This is a genomic window from Lactiplantibacillus daoliensis (assembly GCF_005405005.1).
In the GTDB taxonomy this organism is placed as follows: Bacteria; Bacillota; Bacilli; order Lactobacillales; family Lactobacillaceae; genus Lactiplantibacillus; species Lactiplantibacillus daoliensis.
In genome coordinates, this window is record NZ_BJDH01000001.1 from 405,907 (window position 1) to 421,880 (window position 15,974).

Annotated in this window: 18 protein-coding genes and 1 other annotated feature; of the genes, 2 read left to right on the forward strand and 16 right to left on the reverse strand. The window is 44.0% G+C overall.

Annotated features, from left to right (window positions below; all coding sequences use genetic code 11):
* Positions 1-94: 94 nt before the first annotated feature.
* Together FFM64_RS01970 and FFM64_RS01975 are read left to right on the forward strand one after the other, a co-directional pair.
* Positions 95-730: a sunset domain-containing protein gene (locus tag FFM64_RS01970; RefSeq protein ID WP_137606310.1), complete on the forward strand. Its 636-nt coding sequence runs from the start codon at positions 95-97 to the stop codon at positions 728-730.
* 309 nt (positions 731-1,039) lie between these two features.
* The gene (locus FFM64_RS01975) at positions 1,040-1,894 is read left to right on the forward strand and encodes a DNA/RNA non-specific endonuclease (RefSeq protein WP_223876871.1); all 855 of its coding nucleotides are present in this window, start codon (positions 1,040-1,042) and stop codon (positions 1,892-1,894) included.
* Positions 1,895-2,020: 126 nt separating this feature from the next.
* Here FFM64_RS01975 and FFM64_RS01980 read toward each other — a convergent pair whose 3' ends face one another.
* From FFM64_RS01980 to FFM64_RS02055, 16 genes are all read right to left on the reverse strand, one after another.
* Positions 2,021-4,291: an ATP-binding cassette domain-containing protein gene (locus tag FFM64_RS01980; RefSeq protein WP_137606312.1), complete on the reverse strand. Its 2,271-nt coding sequence runs from the start codon at positions 4,289-4,291 to the stop codon at positions 2,021-2,023.
* A gap of 229 nt (positions 4,292-4,520) precedes the next feature.
* On the reverse strand, positions 4,521-4,889 hold the full coding sequence (gene rplL / locus FFM64_RS01985) for a 50S ribosomal protein L7/L12 (RefSeq protein ID WP_137606313.1): 369 nt from the start codon (positions 4,887-4,889) through the stop codon (positions 4,521-4,523).
* A 54-nt stretch (positions 4,890-4,943) separates the two neighbouring features.
* On the reverse strand, positions 4,944-5,447 hold the full coding sequence (gene rplJ, locus FFM64_RS01990) for a 50S ribosomal protein L10 (RefSeq protein ID WP_137606314.1): 504 nt from the start codon (positions 5,445-5,447) through the stop codon (positions 4,944-4,946).
* 30 nt (positions 5,448-5,477) lie between these two features.
* Positions 5,478-5,592: a sequence feature (ribosomal protein L10 leader region), on the reverse strand.
* 55 nt (positions 5,593-5,647) lie between these two features.
* Complete coding sequence (rplA, locus tag FFM64_RS01995; RefSeq protein ID WP_137606315.1) at positions 5,648-6,337, reverse strand: 50S ribosomal protein L1; 690 nt, start codon at positions 6,335-6,337, stop codon at positions 5,648-5,650.
* 99 nt (positions 6,338-6,436) lie between these two features.
* Positions 6,437-6,862: a 50S ribosomal protein L11 gene (gene rplK / locus FFM64_RS02000; protein ID WP_137606316.1), complete on the reverse strand. Its 426-nt coding sequence runs from the start codon at positions 6,860-6,862 to the stop codon at positions 6,437-6,439.
* A 101-nt stretch (positions 6,863-6,963) separates the two neighbouring features.
* Entirely contained in the window at positions 6,964-7,851 is an 888-nt protein-coding gene (locus FFM64_RS02005) for an alpha/beta hydrolase (RefSeq protein WP_137606317.1), read from the reverse strand.
* A 24-nt stretch (positions 7,852-7,875) separates the two neighbouring features.
* Positions 7,876-8,424 (reverse strand): transcription termination/antitermination protein NusG, encoded by a 549-nt coding sequence (nusG, locus tag FFM64_RS02010; RefSeq protein ID WP_137606318.1) that lies wholly within the window; start codon positions 8,422-8,424, stop codon positions 7,876-7,878.
* Between the two features lie 107 nt (positions 8,425-8,531).
* On the reverse strand, positions 8,532-8,717 hold the full coding sequence (gene secE / locus FFM64_RS02015) for a preprotein translocase subunit SecE (protein WP_137606319.1): 186 nt from the start codon (positions 8,715-8,717) through the stop codon (positions 8,532-8,534).
* Between the two features lie 11 nt (positions 8,718-8,728).
* Positions 8,729-8,878: a 50S ribosomal protein L33 gene (gene rpmG, locus FFM64_RS02020; RefSeq protein WP_137606320.1), complete on the reverse strand. Its 150-nt coding sequence runs from the start codon at positions 8,876-8,878 to the stop codon at positions 8,729-8,731.
* Positions 8,879-8,943: 65 nt separating this feature from the next.
* Positions 8,944-9,501 (reverse strand): sigma factor, encoded by a 558-nt coding sequence (locus FFM64_RS02025; protein ID WP_171000253.1) that lies wholly within the window; start codon positions 9,499-9,501, stop codon positions 8,944-8,946.
* A gap of 189 nt (positions 9,502-9,690) precedes the next feature.
* Positions 9,691-10,233, reverse strand: a complete 543-nt coding sequence (locus FFM64_RS02030) for a YacP-like NYN domain-containing protein (protein ID WP_137606322.1) — start codon at positions 10,231-10,233, stop codon at positions 9,691-9,693.
* A gap of 2 nt (positions 10,234-10,235) precedes the next feature.
* A complete protein-coding gene (gene rlmB, locus FFM64_RS02035) occupies positions 10,236-11,009 on the reverse strand; it encodes a 23S rRNA (guanosine(2251)-2'-O)-methyltransferase RlmB (protein WP_137606323.1) in 774 nt (257 codons plus the stop codon).
* Positions 10,999-11,409 carry a Mini-ribonuclease 3 gene (locus FFM64_RS02040; RefSeq protein WP_137606324.1) on the reverse strand — a complete coding sequence of 137 codons (411 nt, stop codon included), beginning with the start codon at positions 11,407-11,409 and terminating at the stop codon, positions 10,999-11,001. Before FFM64_RS02040 ends, rlmB begins: the two co-directional genes overlap by 11 nt.
* A 1-nt stretch (position 11,410) precedes the next feature.
* Entirely contained in the window at positions 11,411-12,823 is a 1,413-nt protein-coding gene (gene cysS, locus FFM64_RS02045) for a cysteine--tRNA ligase (protein ID WP_137606325.1), read from the reverse strand.
* A gap of 294 nt (positions 12,824-13,117) precedes the next feature.
* The gene (gene gltX / locus FFM64_RS02050; protein WP_137606387.1) at positions 13,118-14,608 is read right to left on the reverse strand and encodes a glutamate--tRNA ligase; all 1,491 of its coding nucleotides are present in this window, start codon (positions 14,606-14,608) and stop codon (positions 13,118-13,120) included.
* A 188-nt stretch (positions 14,609-14,796) separates the two neighbouring features.
* Positions 14,797-15,957, reverse strand: a complete 1,161-nt coding sequence (locus FFM64_RS02055) for a PIN/TRAM domain-containing protein (protein WP_137606326.1) — start codon at positions 15,955-15,957, stop codon at positions 14,797-14,799.
* Between the last annotated feature and the right edge of the window lie 17 nt (positions 15,958-15,974).

Genomic DNA, 15,974 nt, shown 5'->3' on the forward strand with positions numbered 1-15,974 from the left:
TAATCTTCATCACAGTAATTATTTAGGAAAGGGGCTTATCATCCAGTTTCCACCCCTGTATACTTTAGTTATCATATCTTTGGAGGAGATCCATATGCAATTTAGAAAAACGGTTTGGTTAGCCGTTGTCGGACTAACACTACTCAGTGGCTGCGGGACAAGCACCACGACGGCGCCCAAAACAGTCACCAAGCATCAAATTAGTTACGTTGACAAACGGACAAAAGCTGACGCGGCTGCTTGGTCGGCTGCCAAAGCTGAGAGTCGTGCCAATGCAGCTTCAGCTAAAAAGTTGAGTGAACAAGCCATGACGCTGGACAAGGCGTCGAGTGAAGCCAGCTCACAATCTAGTCAACTCGCTGAAAGTCGTGAATCCGTCAAGGCGGAATCGGAAAAAGCGGCTAGTTCATCAGCAGCAGCCGCGTCAAAATTAGCTGCGTCACAAGCTGAGCAGTCGAAAAAAGACGCTGAAACGGCAGCTAGTTCCGCCAAAGCCGTATCCGAAGCGGCCAGTTCAACCCAAAAAAGTTCAACCGGAACAACTGGCAATGCGAATAACTTTTCCGGGGACACTGATACTGCTCAGAATGGTCGCATCATCGGGAATAGTCGCTCCAAAATCTATCACGTTGAGACCCAACACAATTACCACATGTCTGGTAAAAATGTCGTTACATTCAGTAGCGAAGCCGAAGCACAAGCTGCTGGATATCGGAAATCAATGCGTTAATCAATTTGGAGGAGACCCACAATGAAAATTCTTTTCGGTTTAATTATCTTCTGCGCCACCGTTTACTGGGGTTGGACCTTAACTCAGCGCAAGCACTGTCAGGGCAAACAATGGCGTCGACATGCCTGGCCTGCAATTTTGCCACTACTAATTAGTTTTACCCTGCTGGGAGGTACCATTAGTGGCCTGTTACTGTTAGGTCTACTCGGTTACTGGGGCTGGCGACTCATCGCACACAACCACTATCGCGGCAAAAAGCTGCTCAAACATGGCTGGCCAATCATTCTGCTGTTGTTCATTAGTTTTGGCATGCTCGGCAGTTCTAACGCCGCAACTGCGACACCGACCACCAAAGTTAAAGTTGAAACAGTTAAAAAAGACCACACGATTACTGTTAAAAATGACACTAAACTAAAAGCCCTCCAGAAGGCCAATTCAAGTTCAGCTGAAAGTTTAAAAACAAAAACGGGTGATCTTGCCAAACAAAAGTCTCAAATTGATCACGATAAGCAACAGAACCAAAAAGACGGCGCGACCAAGTCAACTGCCACAACTGCCGTTGATACCGGGACGAATCCTAGTACGGACAGCTTGGCCGATAAAACTTATAGTGGTCAACAAACGATTACCGTGAATAACAATCATCCTGCTTTTAGTTCGTCAGACTTGAGTACCGACAATGGTGCTTGGCAACGCTATGGTAACTTGGATCAATTAAATCGGGTCACCGCTGCTAATGCGTTATTGAACCAATCCTTAATGCCCAAAGCCAAGCGTGAGCCGATTAATGTCAATCCAACTGGCTGGCGCAACAAAAAAATTGCGAGCGGCTGGCTGTATAACCGCAGTCATTTAATCGGCTATCAGCTTACCGGTCAAAATAATAATTTTAAAAATCTGATGACTGGGACGCGTTCCTTAAATGCGCCTGAAATGGTCACTTACGAGAATCAAGTTGCCGACTACTTGAAAACTAATTCTTCACACTACGTTCGCTACGAGGTGACACCAGTCTTCAAAGGTAACGAATTGTTAGCTCGTGGCGTCCAGATGCGCGGCCAATCCGTTGGGAGCGATGACGTCAGTTTCAATATTTATATCTTCAACGTTCAAGCTGGGATGACACTCAACTACAACGACGGAACGAGTCGAGTCGCCAACTAAATAGACTTAACCTGACACACCGAAAAGGCCTCTGACAACCAATTCTGTCAGAGGTCTTTTTCAATTATCATAGTTGTCTAAATCGTTGTTATTACAAACCGGTCGTGACAATCCTAGTGCTTGCGCCTAATTTTCATCAATCCAAGCTTTTAGCGCGACACCAGTCCGAGACTTTGCCACATCAATCGACTTTCTTGGTACCCCACTGTACTGGATTTGACCGCCGTACCGGCCAGCATCGGGACCAACATCGATCAACCAATCCGCCTGACCAATCACGTCCAAATTATGTTCAATAATAATCAGCGAGTTGCCAGCCGCCACCAAGTCATTGAACAAAGTCAACAACCGAGCGGTATCTTTCAAATGTAACCCTGCGGTAGGCTCGTCCAACAAGTAGATGGTTCCTCGTTTTCCGAGTTCTACGGCCAGCTTTAACCGCTGCAACTCACCACCAGACAACGTCGTCAATGGCTGTGCCAACGTTAAATAACCTAAACCAACTCGATCCAAATTCGCTAATTGATGCGCTAGTTTGTCAGATGTCTCAAAAAAACTTGCCGCTGCTTTAACAGATAATTGCAGCACCTCTGCAATATTCTTACCGTGATATTGATATTGCAACGCCGTTTCACTATATCGTTTACCATGGCACAACTCACAGGTCTGGACGACCGGATCCATAAATGCCATATTCGTGATAGTCACGCCCTTACCCTTACAACGTGGGCACGCACCCTTGCCATTATAACTGAACAAACTTGTGCCGACGTGATTATTCGCGGTACTAAAAAGTTTGCGAATCTCATCCAAAATACCAAGGTAAGTTGCCGGAGTCGAACGACTATTGAGCCCGACTGGGGCTTGCGCCAAGTCAATATAAGCTTCCTTAAGCTGAGACTTCAAAATCGTGACCAGTGAAGATTTCCCAGAACCGGCAACACCAGAAATAACAGTCATGACACCAAGTGGCACATCAACGTCCACGTTTTTCAGGTTATTTTGTGTCACCTGGCGTAACGCTAACTGCCCAGTCGGTTGCCGCTCCGTTCCCCAGTGATGGGGTTGCCGTAGCCAACTGCCAGTTAGCGACTCTGATTCCATCAGCTCCGAGTATGTTCCCGTAAAGGTGACCGTCCCACCGCCTTGACCAGCTTCGGGGCCCATTTCCACGACGTAATCCGCAAAATCAATCATGGCCGGATTGTGCTCAACAATTAAGATCGTATTCCCTTTGGTCTTCAACCGTGTTAAAGCTTGCTTGACCAATTGAATATCGTGCGGATGCAACCCTACACTTGGTTCATCCAAAATATAGACCATATCGACTAGCGCACTTGTCAAATATTTGGCGATCTTAATCCGCTGAGCTTCCCCACCGGACAATGAGCTTGTCCCACGATCTAGCGTTAAATAGCCTAAACCAATATCGATCAGCGATTGAATCTTCGTGCTGAGCTCACGAACAACATCAGTCGCTAACGTGTCCGTAATCTGCGCTAAGAAAGTCAAAACATGTCGGAGATCCATGGCAGCCACTTCAGCAATATTTTTTCCATGGATACGATTGGTCAAAACTGCTGGCTTCAACCGGCTACCATGACAAGTTGGACATGGTTTACGCGTCACAATTGCTGCAATTGCCTCGCGATGATGTTCTGCTTCCTTTTTGCCAATAACTGACCGTCGAATCCGTGGCACCACCCCTTCATACAAGGCAGTCCGTGGAAAGCCTTCACCAGGATGAGCCAGCTTCTGTTGTGGCGCGTGCATCAATAACTCATATTCTTCAGCCGTGTAATCTTTAATGGGCTTATCATCATCAAACAACCCACTAGTCGCATACCGTCGCCAGCGCCAAGTGTCGGGACCAAAACTGACAAAAGTAATGGCCCCTTGATTCAAGGATTTATTGGGATCAATGAGCTTTTCCTCGTCAATATCATCGACATAACCAAGACCCTGACAGCTCGGACACATGCCTTGTGGTAAATTAAACGAAAACGTGTCAGAGTAACCAATAAATGGCTGACCAATGCGTGAAAACAGTAATCGCAATAATGAATAGATTCCCGTATACGTGGCCAACGTCGAGCGGGCATTCTTGCCTAAGCGTTGTTGTTCGATCACAATTGCAACCGGTAAATGTGCAATATCAGCCACATGTGGCTGACCAAATTTTGGTAAATATTGTTGCGTGAAACTTGGAAAGGTCTCATTCAATTCGCGACGAGATGCCGCCGCAATCGTATCAAAAACCAATGAAGACTTGCCAGAACCAGATAGGCCGACAAACACCGTCGTTTCATACTTAGGCACCCGCAAATTCACATGCTGTAGATTGTTCTGCGTAGCATCCTTAATCTCAATAAAGCCATGTTTGAAAGTTGGTTGCATCAAATTTTCTCCCCCTCAGTGTCTTAGTCTCAAAGTCATTACTTCCACCATACCACATTCTAAAATTTTGTTGGCAATGACGATTGCACAAGGCAATTTTGTCAAGCAACGTAGCGTTACTTTCACTAATTGTACTCATGATAACGTTGACTGAACGCAAAAAAACAGCACCGCTGAGTCATCTAAAATGACTGCAACGGTGCTGTTAAATTTTTCAGAAAAGGGTGAATTACTTAAGAGTAACCACGCCACCAACTTCTTCAAGTTTAGCCTTGATGTCGTTAGCTTCGTCTTCTGAAACGCCTTCCTTAACAACTGAAGGTACGTTATCAACAAGACCCTTAGCATCTTTCAAGCCAAGACCAGTGATATCGCGAACGGCTTTAATAGCCTTAACCTTTTGGTCGCCAGATTCAGTTAATTCAACATCGTATGAATCCTTAGCAGCGGCAGCGTCGCCACCAGCAGCGCCAGCAACAGCAACAGGTGCTGAAGCTGAGACATCGAATTCTTCTTCGATAGCCTTAACTAAATCGTTTAAATCTGAAATTGATGCTTCTTTTAATGAAGCAATAATAGTATCTTTATCAAAAGCCATTTTATGTTCCTCCATTTTTGGGTGAAAATTATTTTTTAGGTTTACACCAACAGCCTAAGCTGCGTCTTCGTCGCCTTTTTCAGCAATCGCCTTAACAGCGTATGCAACGTTACGAACAGGTGCTTGTAACAAGTTAGCGATAGTAGCCAATAATTCTTCACGTGATGGCATAGTAGCGTATTCTTGGATTTCTTCAAGAGTAGCAACCTTACCTTCAACCATCCCACCCTTTAATTGTAGGGCATCGGCAGTCTTTGCGAAGTTAGCTAAAATCTTTGCTGGAGCAATTGGATCTTCTTCAGAGAAGGCCACGGCAGTTGGGCCAGAAAAAACATCATTCATGTCAGCGTAACCAGCTTTTTCAGCGGCACGGACCATAACTTTGTTTTTAATGACTTCCATCTTAACACCTGCATCACGCAATTGCTTACGTAAGTCGGTGACTTCTTCAACTGTCAAACCACGGTAATCAACCACGATGGCAGATACAGATTTGTTCAATTGTTCAGTGACTTCTTCAACTTTTTGTGCTTTTACAGCAACAGTTTCTTTACTCAAATGATTCACCTCCCGGAATTTTTTGTTCAGGGATTTATAAAAAAATCCCTATGTCCACCAAGACATAGAGAAAAAACAATGTCCTCGGCAGGTAGATTAAGGCCATATTGGCCGCCTGAGTCTTAGGTAGAGATATTACTTAACCTCTAGTAATCTATCACAGATCACCCACGGGGTCAATTGTTTTCAGAAACTAGTCCTTAAAATGAGGCTAAGTCAACCCGTACAGCTGGTGTAAAGGTTGAAGTAACGACCAAGTTTTGAACGAAAGTCCCACGTACTGAGGCTGGACGAGCTTTAGTGATGGTTTCTTCAATGGTCTTGAAGTTACCAACAAGCTTGTCAGTATCAAATGATACCTTGCCAACAGGAACGTGCACGTTACCATCACGGTCTGTCCGGTAAGTTACCTTGCCGGCTTTTGAATCGTTAACCGCTTTAGCAACGTCCATTGTAACCGTCCCAGTCTTAGGGTTAGGCATTAATCCTTTAGGACCAAGTACCCGACCTAAACGACCAACTTGGGCCATCATGTCTGGGGTTGCGATTGCAACGTCAAAGTCTAACCAACCGTCTTGAATCCGGGCAACTAAGTCGGCTTCACCGACTACGTCAGCACCAGCTTCTTCAGCTTCTTTAGCTTTGTCGCCTTTAGCAAAAACGATAACGGTTTGTTCTTTACCGGTACCATTTGGTAAGACAACTGCACCACGAAGTTGTTGGTCAGCTTGCTTTGTATCAACGTTTAATTTGAAAGCAACTTCAACAGTTGAATCAAACTTTGCGAAATCCATCTTTTTGACCAAGTCTACCGCTTCAGTTACATCGTAAGCTTTGTCACGATCAACTAGCTTAGCGGCTTCTTGGTATTGTTTACTTTTCTTTGCCATCTAAGTGTTTTCCTCCTTGCAAATGTGGTTCAAACGGAGATTTCCTCCCACTTGACACATCCATTTTGATGAAGTGTCCGACATACTCTCAGTACTGAATTAGCCTTCGACAGTGAATCCCATACTCCGAGCAGTACCTTCGATCATGCGCATAGCTGCTTCAACATCAGCTGCGTTTAGATCTTGCATTTTAGTTTCAGCGATTTCTTTAACTTGAGCTGAAGTTACCGTAGCAACTTTGTTCGTGTTAGGTTCGCCGGAACCATGTTCAACACCGGCAGCTTTCTTTAAAAGAACGGCAGCAGGTGGGGTCTTGGTAATGAAGTCGAATGAACGATCCTCATAAACCGTAATCACAACGGGAATGATCATACCTGCTTGATCAGCGGTACGAGCATTGAAATCCTTTGTGAAGCCCATGATATTGATACCTGCTTGACCTAATGCTGGGCCAACTGGCGGAGCTGGTGTTGCCTTGCCCGCAGGAATTTGTAATTTAACAACGTTAGCTACTTTTTTAGCCACGAGACATTCCTCCTTAGTCCGTGATGTGGTAAATGGAGCTGAGTTTTTGCTCCTCCCACGTGAACGTGCATACGTGACGCACAAACGATATTCTACCACATCTATTTTTTATCAGCAACCGTTTTTGCCAGTTCCGGATATAAAAATTGAACGATTTGTCGATCAACTTCATAATTTTCATGTAACCGCGAGTGTCGTGCGTTCTTCCCATGAACAACAAATTCATGATAACGGGACACGACTGGCCGCAGTAAAAACTTTAAGGACAACGCACTGTTTAACGCAACCACGCCATCGCTTTGAACCTCATCACCGACATCGCCAGCAATATTTAAATAAGAGATCGTATTTGGTAATCGCTGCAACGTCCGCAAAAAATAATTATAAACGGGCGTGGTCTTTGTCGGTCCCAGTGTGGTCAACGGATGATTTTCAATGGGATACGTATTCTGTCCTACTTCACTATCATTGAATGGCGCACCAATCGTCACCACTTTGCGTACTTCTGGTAAATTAACCAATTCTGCAGCGGTTGTTAAATACTGAAACAACACGACGCCCCCCATTGAATGGGCGACCAAATTAATCGTCTGTACATGTTCGTGGGCCAACAAATACTTCACAACCGCTAAAACACCGGCCGCTTGTTGCCGCACAGCCACGCGTGGCGTCGCAAAAATCAACTGAACCATCGGCCGATACGAATCTAAATGCCCCGTAACGTGCGGGTGGTTATGGCGATCAATCACGACGACCAACGATTTATTGGCGACACGACTACGCACAAAACGCTGTAACATTCCACCAAATGAGAAACGATTACCCGCATAACCTGGAATAAATAACGTCACCGCACTATCATCCGCAGTCTGTGGTTGCGGCGACGGTGCTAAATGTTGAGGTTGACCATACTGAATAAACTTAAACCCAATCCGGCCTAAGAGACCCAGCACAATAATCCCAATAATAATCAACACCAGTTGTGCCACAGTTTCCCACCAGCTTACTTATAATTATTGAATTTGATCAACTTGGTCGAAATCTAATTCCGTACTCGTTTCACGACCGAACATGTTGATGTTAACTTTCAACTTCAACTTTTCATTATCAATTTCGGTAATCTCACCAGAAAGACCGGAGAAAGCCCCGTCAATAATGGTAACATGTTCGCCAACTTCAACATTCAATTCAGTATGACGCGCACTCATGCCTAATTGATGCAAGATGCTCTCTGCTTCTTCAGGTAACAATGGTGTTGGCTTACTTCCTTGACCATGTGATCCCAAGAACCCAGTTACACCTGGGGTATTCCGGACAATATACCAAGCTTGATCGGTCATCACCATTTCAACTAATACGTAGCCAGGGAAAACTTTTTTCATTTCAACTTTGTCTTTCCCATTTTTTACTTCATGGGATTCTTCTTCAGGAACAACAACCCGAAAAATATTATCTTCCATACCCATTGATTGGGCCCGAGATTCCAAATTTGAACTAACTTTGTTTTCATAACCAGCATAAGTGTGTAAAACGTACCACTTTTTTTCAACAGATTCGACCATGATTAAACTCCTTTAAGAATGTCTTTTAGGTAAAATAAAAAAACCTCGTCGCAACGAAGTTTTTTCTCCAATAAACGTATTATAACAAATTTTTAGCTAAAAGACCATTAATGCCAAGCCATCAATAGTTTTAATAACAATTGGATGACCCAGTCAAACAGGGCAAAGAAAGCAACGAAGAACAACGAAGTCGAAATAACGGTCCAAGAATCGCGCCGATTTTCGGCCCAAGTTGGCCAAGTCACTTTTTTCATCTCATGTCCGACTGAACCAAAGAACTTAAATAATCGCATAATTAATCCCCCTACCGCGTTTCACGATGAAGTGTGTGTTTTCCACAAAATTTACAAAATTTGTTTACTTCTAAGCGGTGAGTTCGATTGGGGTTGGCGTCAATCGTGTAGTTCCGTGAACCACAAACGGTACAAGCCAACGCAATTTTTTTCTGTGCCATCGAGTCTACCTCCATAATTATCAGGTCTAACATTATCATGGACCGTTTCGAATGTCAATTTAAGCCTAGGCGAACAATAATGCGCGTAACTTCCGGCGACAACGATCAATCGCATTCAAGACTGGTGCTAACTCAAGCTGTAGTTTGAGAGCAATCCCTTGCGGCGTGAGACCGTTTAGTAACGCTGCGAAGACCTGATTTTCAAAATAAGAACACTCAATCACGAAACGCTTGATGACTTCGTGAATATAGAGAATATCAATGGCCAGTTGTTCCGGGCCAACTAACTCTTCTAAAACCATCGCATCTTCATAATCTAATGATAATAATTCTTGAGCAGGTTGCCTTTTTTGGGCCTGTGTTCGCCGAATCAAGTCAATGATCCGATTACTCAACAGTAACCGGTAAAAAGCGCCAAAACTGCTAGCTTGCCGGTGGTCATACTGCTGTGCCGCCCGATGCATGGTAATTAAAGCCTCTTGTTTCCAATCATCAGTATCATAACTCCGGATAAAATATTGGCGCTGTAGTTTTTGAGCTACCGGAACATATCGTTTGGAAAGTAGTAACAGGGCCTCTGTGTCACCCGCGCCGGCTAAACCAATCAAATGCTGTTCATCCAAAGTATTTTCTCGACTTATACGTATTCAGAAACCACCCCGTTGAATCTGTAAACCTTAATATACAGGCGGTTTAACACACATACAAGCGAACAAGCGTTCTTGTTTCACACTAGAAACTTGTTCATCAATTAACTAATTTCAAAAATCAGGTTAATTGATCGAAAAAACACTTTTATTGATATCGTTGGACTAATGATGATGCTTAGTATGTTCTCGTTCCAACTGCTGGCGATATTCATCCAGTGCTGACAATTGATGCTCATTCCACGGTGATTTCCGAACTGAACCACGATCTTGACTCCGCAAAGCCGTGTGCCGAACTTCCTTGAGATCTGCATGGACACGTTTACGTAACTCCAAGGCCGGAATTCGCAAGGCGCCTTCGGAAAAGATCACCCATTGCTCGGCTTGATCACTAGTTGCCACCGTAACTTGCAAGACCCGCGACTGTTTATCGGCTGCCAATTTTTCAATGTAGCTGTCAGCGGTTTGATCCTTGCTCGTCCAAACAATCTCTAAATCAGCTTGCCGATAACTTTTAGAATTGCCCGGAACATACATGGCATCAAAAACAACGGTAATATTTAAGCCACTAATTTTTTTATATTCAGTCAGAACGTTCAAAAGCTCATCACGTGCTTCTGGCAGTCGATCGGTTTGTTTTAACTGGGCGAGTTCTGGCCAATTACCAATCATATTATATGCATCCACAATCAATAATTGTTGTTTCATAATTAATTTCCAAGTGGATGACGCGAAGTATAGCCTTGATAAATTAATAAGCTGGCTGCAACACTCGCATTCAAACTCTGAACATGTCCCACCATCGGAATCGTCAGCATTTCATCGACACTCTTCTTCAATAGTGGCGAGATACCTTTTCCTTCATTCCCAATAATTAAGCCAACGGCACCGCTTGCGTCCCAGCGACGATAGTCAGTCCCATTCATATCGGTTCCAAAGATCCATAGACCTTGTTCTTGCAGTTGCTTAACTGTTTGAACTAGGTTCGTAACCCGAGCAACCTTGACATGTTCGATTGCACCAGTCGATGTCTTAGCAACCGTGCTAGTCAAGCCAACTGCCCGCCGTTTAGGAATAATGATCCCATGTGCACCGGCTGCATCCGCAGTCCGCATGATTGAGCCTAAGTTATGTGGGTCTTCAATGTTGTCCAAAATCAAGAAAAATGGTGGTTCGTTTTTGGCCTTTGCCACGGCGAATAAGTCGTCAATCGTACTATATTCAAAGGCAGCAACGCCGACGGCAACCCCCTGGTGGTTACCATTATCGGTCAAACGATCCAATTTTTGTTTTGGCACATATTGGACAATTAAGTTTCGCTTCTTCGCAATTTTCGCAATGTCATTTAACACATCTGCCTGTAATCCGCTTTGGATAAACACCTTATTAATTTGTTGTTCACTCTTAATCGCGGCCATGGCTGGATGGCGGCCAATCACGAAATCAGCTGGTTCTTGGGTTGTTTGTTGTTCATCAGTTGACATTTGAAACCCTCCCTTCATCTACTTGTTCAATACACCAATTGGCTAGTTCGGCAATCCGTTCTGATTGTTGAGTCAATTGTAGATAGCCAAATACTGCTTCAAAACCGGTTGAAATTCGATACGTCACCACATCCGTATGCTTTGCTGAAGTATGACTTTTCGCATTCCGACCATGTTTAAAAACATCGACCTCAGTTTCAGTCAAAATGTCCTCGGTTTGCATCCGTGCAATCAATGCCGCTTGTGCTTTGGCAGAAACGTAATGGGTCGCATGGTGGTGTAACTTGGTAGGCTTCGTATACCCGAGTTCAATCATATGTTGGCGAATAAATGGTTCATACACGGCATCTCCCAGATAAGCGAGGGCAATGCCGTTTAGTTGTTGATAGTCGACTGTCATATTAATCCTTTCTGAAACGAACCCCTTGAGGTGTATCTTCTAAAATAATCCCCTGGGCCTTTAAATCATCGCGAATTTGATCTGCTTTCGCGAAATCTTTATTTTTGCGCGCAGCTTCCCGTTCATCGATCAACGCTTGAATATCGGTATCTGCAAGTTCCGGTGCACTGGCAGTCAATTTGACCCCAAAGACACTCGCTAGCGTCGTCAACGCCTTTTGTAAGGCTTGCACCGTTGTCTGCTGGACAGTTGTTTGACCAGCATAGACATTGGCTAATTTAGCCAACTCATAAACGGCTGCAATCCCATTCTGAACGTTGAAGTCATCGTCCATCGCCGTGACAAAGTGGTCAGTCAATGTGGTCAATTGGCCTTGCACCTCGGCATCATCACCGGCTTCAGCATCTTGCAAGCGATAATCCAAGTTACGATAAGCATTCTGCAATTTGCTCAAATTATTAGCCGCTTCATCTAAATTCTTCTGACTGTACTGAATTGGACGCCGATATTGGGTCGTGGCCATAAAGAACCGTAGAATCTGCGGATCGATTTGTTTAATAATATCATGAACTGTCACAAAGTTGCCTAAAGATTTACTCATTTTTTCATTATCATCGCCGACCGTGACAAACCCATTGTGTAACCAATAGTTCGCAAACTTTTGACCAGTTTTGGCTTCACTTTGTGCAATCTCATTTTCATGATGCGGAAATTCCAAATCTTGCCCACCACCATGGATATCAAAGCTATCACCTAAATACTTCGTTGACATCACCGAGCATTCGATGTGCCAGCCTGGCCGACCAGCGCCCCATGGGGAAGGCCACGAGATTTCATCTGGTTTGGCTGCTTTCCACAAAGCAAAATCAATTGGATCTTCTTTCCGGTCAGTTTCTTCATCAGCGGTATGCTGACTAGCGCCAACCTCTAGATCATCGATGCGTTGATCGGATAATTGACCATAGTTTTTAAATTTTCGTGTCCGATAATAGACATCGCCATCAGATTCATACGCGTAGTCCTTTTCAATTAAAACTTTAATAAAGTCAATAATCTCAGGAATGTTCTCAGAAGCCCGTGGATGCGCCGTGGCTGGTTCAATATTGACTGCTTCAGTGTCAGCCATAAAGGCTTTAATAAATCGGTCGGCAATCGCAGGGACGGTTGTCTGGTCCTCCTTAGCCCGTTTGATCATTTTATCGTCCACATCGGTAAAGTTCGACACGTAGTCAACTTTAAAGCCACGATATTCAAAGTAACGCCGAATCGTGTCAAAAGCGATTGCCGAGCGAGCATTCCCAATATGAATATAGTTATAAACAGTGGGACCACAGACGTACATTTTGACCTCACCGGGAGTAATAGGTTTAAATGGTTCTTTCGTGCGGGTTAACGTATTAAATACTTGTAACATCGCGTTTTCGCTCCTTTCAAAATCCATTCAATCATTTTTCAGTTGCTAGTTCTTATGCTAACTAGTTTCGCACGCCGCTATCAAAAAAGCGACTTTCATATCAAAGGATTCCTCCTCTGATACAAAAGACGCTTCCGCGTGCTTCCACTCTTGTTTCACCGTTGACCGGTCTCATTGCTGGGATAACGGCCACCCGATGACAAGTATGATAATCGCACTTCAACTTGATTCGCCACGACGTTCTCAGTTCCCGCCGTTTCCTGAAGACTTCTTCAAGCTTACTCTTATTATCACTTATTTAGCTAATTCCGCGATCATGGCATCTAAGTGCTTCATCGTCGTTTCGCGACCTAATAATTCAATCGTTTCTGGCAATTCAGGACCGTGCATTTCGTGAGAAACGGCGATTCGAATTGGCATATACAATTGACGGCCTTTGATCTTCGTGTCTTTTTGAATTGACTTGATGGTCTTTTGAATTTCAGTGGCTTCGAAGACATCAACGTCTTCAATGCGCTTGCGGAATTCTTTCAAGACCGTTGGTGCGGTCTCAACGGCTAATTCAGCTTTGGCTTCATCGTTGATTTCAGCCGGACCGTTGAAGAACAAGTCAGCTAATTCTACGATTTGACCCGTGTAGCTCATTTGATTCTTGTAAAGTGAAACTAACGTCCGGGTCCATTCGATTTGAGCTTGCGTTGGTCGTTTTGGTAACCGACCAGCCTTGATCAATTGGCGAATCGACATTGCGAAGACTTCATTTTCGTCAGACTTCTTAATGTATTGGTTATTGACCCATTCAAGCTTCTTACCGTCAAATGAAGCTGGTGATTTGCTCAAACGCTTTTCATCATACATCTTGATGAATTCACGCTTGGTGAACAATTCGTTTTCACCAACTGGTGACCAACCAAGTAAGATGATGAAGTTCAACATCGCTTCTGGTAAGTAACCTAATTCACGATATTGTTCGATAAATTGGAGCACCGTTTCGTCACGCTTGCTTAATTTCTTACCGGTTTCGGTATTGATAATTAAGCTCATGTGACCAAACTTTGGGGGATTCCAACCAAAGGCTTCATAAATCATCAATTGTTTAGGCGTGTTGGCAACATGGTCATCCCCACGGAAAACGTGGCTGATTTGCATCATGTGGTCGTCAACAACAACGGCAAAGTTATACGTTGGCATCCCATCCCGCTTCTTGATGACAAAGTCACCACCAACAGTCTTGGATTCGAAAGAAACGTTACCTTTAACCATGTCATCCCAAGCATAAGTTTGGCCTTCTGGGACATGGAAACGAATAACCGGTGTAATGCCAGCTGCTTTAGCGGCAGTAATTTTAGCCTGTTTTTCATCTTCACTCATGCCGGCAAATTCATAGACATAATGTGGCATCTCTTTGCGTGCCTTTTGAGCATCGCGTTGTGCCGTCAATTCGTCTTCCGTCATGTATGATTCGTAGGCCTTACCCTCATCAACAAGTTGTTGAATCAAAGGATCATAGATTGATTTCCGTTCTGATTGACGATAAGGGCCAAAGTCGCCACCCTTGTCAGGACCTTCATCCCAGTCAATCCCTAACCAGGCTAAGTTATCCATTTGGCTCTTTTCGCCGTCAGCGACATTCCGCTTCAAATCGGTGTCTTCAATCCGTAAGATAAACTTTCCTTTATTATGCCGGGCAAACAAATAGTTAAATAATGCCGTCCGCGCATTACCAATGTGTAAATGGCCAGTTGGACTTGGTGCGTAACGCACACGAATCTTGCTCTTTGCCAATGTGATTAACGCCTCTTTCATTTTTTATCAAAGCTTTAGTTACGACACGGAAGTTTTAGATTCCGTCTTCGACTCTTTACCTAGATAGCCGAAATGTGCTCGGCCAAGCTACCGGCCTGACTTCACACGCTTGCTAGTCCAGTTTACAATTTTTAGCACTAAAAATAAAGGACTCCAGCGCATTCCGGCTATTTATTGCGGTGATTGTTATTATGATGATTATTGTTCTGGTTCTCATGCTCGGGTTTATCCGAAATACCACGGTTAGCATGCGCCAAGCGAGCGAAGATCATCCGACCGGCATCCGTTTGTAGCGCACTAGTGACGACGACATCGACTTTTTCGTTGATATAGAACTTCCCATCTTCAACGACGACCATCGTGCCATCATCCAAATAACCGACCCCTTGTTGTCGTTCGCTCCCGTTTTTAACGACCATGATATTCATTTCTTCACCAGGAATAACTCGTGGTTTGAGCGACTTAGCCAATTGGTTAATATTCAAGACTTGGACATTCTGAAACTCAATCACTTTGTTCAAGTTATAGTCGTTAGTGACAATGACCCCGTTGACCTTTTTAGCCAACTGAATCAATTTCGTATCAACTTCCGGAATATCTTCAAAATCACCTTTATACATTTCAACCGGAATGATATTTTCACTCTGTAACTTATTTAAAATATCCAGACCTCGGCGGCCCCGAACCCGTTTGATACTGTCAGCGGAGTCCGCAATGTATTGCAATTCATACAAGACGAAGTTAGGCACTAACAAAGTTCCTTCGAGAAAACCCGTTTTGACCAAATCATAAATGCGGCCATCAATTAAAATGTTCGTATCTAAAATTTTATAATGGTGATAGTTCTGATCCGGTTGCGCATCTGTAATTTCTGGTGACGTTTCTTTTTCGCGCCGACGGAAATTGAAGACTTTTCGCCATTCGTCGATTCGAGTGGTCCCAACCCGGGCACCAATGTAACCGAAAAACAGCATTAGAATAATCGGGACGACCGTGTTCAATAAGAATAATGGACTGCGATTGAATAATTGCGAAATCAGAACCGCGATCAGTAACCCAATAATGAACCCGACACTCCCGAATAATAAAGTCATCGGATTTTGCTTTGATAAATTCTTTTCAACACGATCAACTAATCGCATTGCCGCATTCGCTAAAAATAGTGATAACACCCAAAGCACGAGTGCCCCCAACAAAAAGTTAGTCAAAATATTATTTAATAACGGATTCGGTTGCGCCCAAATCGTGCTCCACAAAAATGGCAGGTAAGTTAATCCCAACGTCCCACCAACGACAATGAACACGAGTCGCACCGTTAATTTCTTCATGGCGTCAGCCCCTTTTT

Excerpts from the sequence above, each read along its gene's own strand:
- FFM64_RS01970 (WP_137606310.1), top strand. The coding sequence starts at position 95 with ATGCAATTTAGAAAAACGGTTTGGTTAGCCGTTGTCGGACTAACACTA.
- FFM64_RS01975 (WP_223876871.1), top strand. The coding sequence starts at position 1,040 with ATGCTCGGCAGTTCTAACGCCGCAACTGCGACACCGACCACCAAAGTT.
- FFM64_RS01980 (WP_137606312.1), bottom strand. The coding sequence starts at position 4,291 with ATGCAACCAACTTTCAAACATGGCTTTATTGAGATTAAGGATGCTACG.
- rplL (WP_137606313.1), bottom strand. The coding sequence starts at position 4,889 with ATGGCTTTTGATAAAGATACTATTATTGCTTCATTAAAAGAAGCATCA.
- rplA (WP_137606315.1), bottom strand. The coding sequence starts at position 6,337 with ATGGCAAAGAAAAGTAAACAATACCAAGAAGCCGCTAAGCTAGTTGAT.
- nusG (WP_137606318.1), bottom strand. The coding sequence starts at position 8,424 with ATGGTCGAATCTGTTGAAAAAAAGTGGTACGTTTTACACACTTATGCT.
- secE (WP_137606319.1), bottom strand. The coding sequence starts at position 8,717 with ATGCGATTATTTAAGTTCTTTGGTTCAGTCGGACATGAGATGAAAAAA.
- rpmG (WP_137606320.1), bottom strand. The coding sequence starts at position 8,878 with ATGGCACAGAAAAAAATTGCGTTGGCTTGTACCGTTTGTGGTTCACGG.
- FFM64_RS02030 (WP_137606322.1), bottom strand. The coding sequence starts at position 10,233 with ATGAAACAACAATTATTGATTGTGGATGCATATAATATGATTGGTAAT.
- rlmB (WP_137606323.1), bottom strand. The coding sequence starts at position 11,009 with ATGTCAACTGATGAACAACAAACAACCCAAGAACCAGCTGATTTCGTG.
- FFM64_RS02040 (WP_137606324.1), bottom strand. The coding sequence starts at position 11,409 with ATGACAGTCGACTATCAACAACTAAACGGCATTGCCCTCGCTTATCTG.
- cysS (WP_137606325.1), bottom strand. The coding sequence starts at position 12,823 with ATGTTACAAGTATTTAATACGTTAACCCGCACGAAAGAACCATTTAAA.
- FFM64_RS02055 (WP_137606326.1), bottom strand. The coding sequence starts at position 15,957 with ATGAAGAAATTAACGGTGCGACTCGTGTTCATTGTCGTTGGTGGGACG.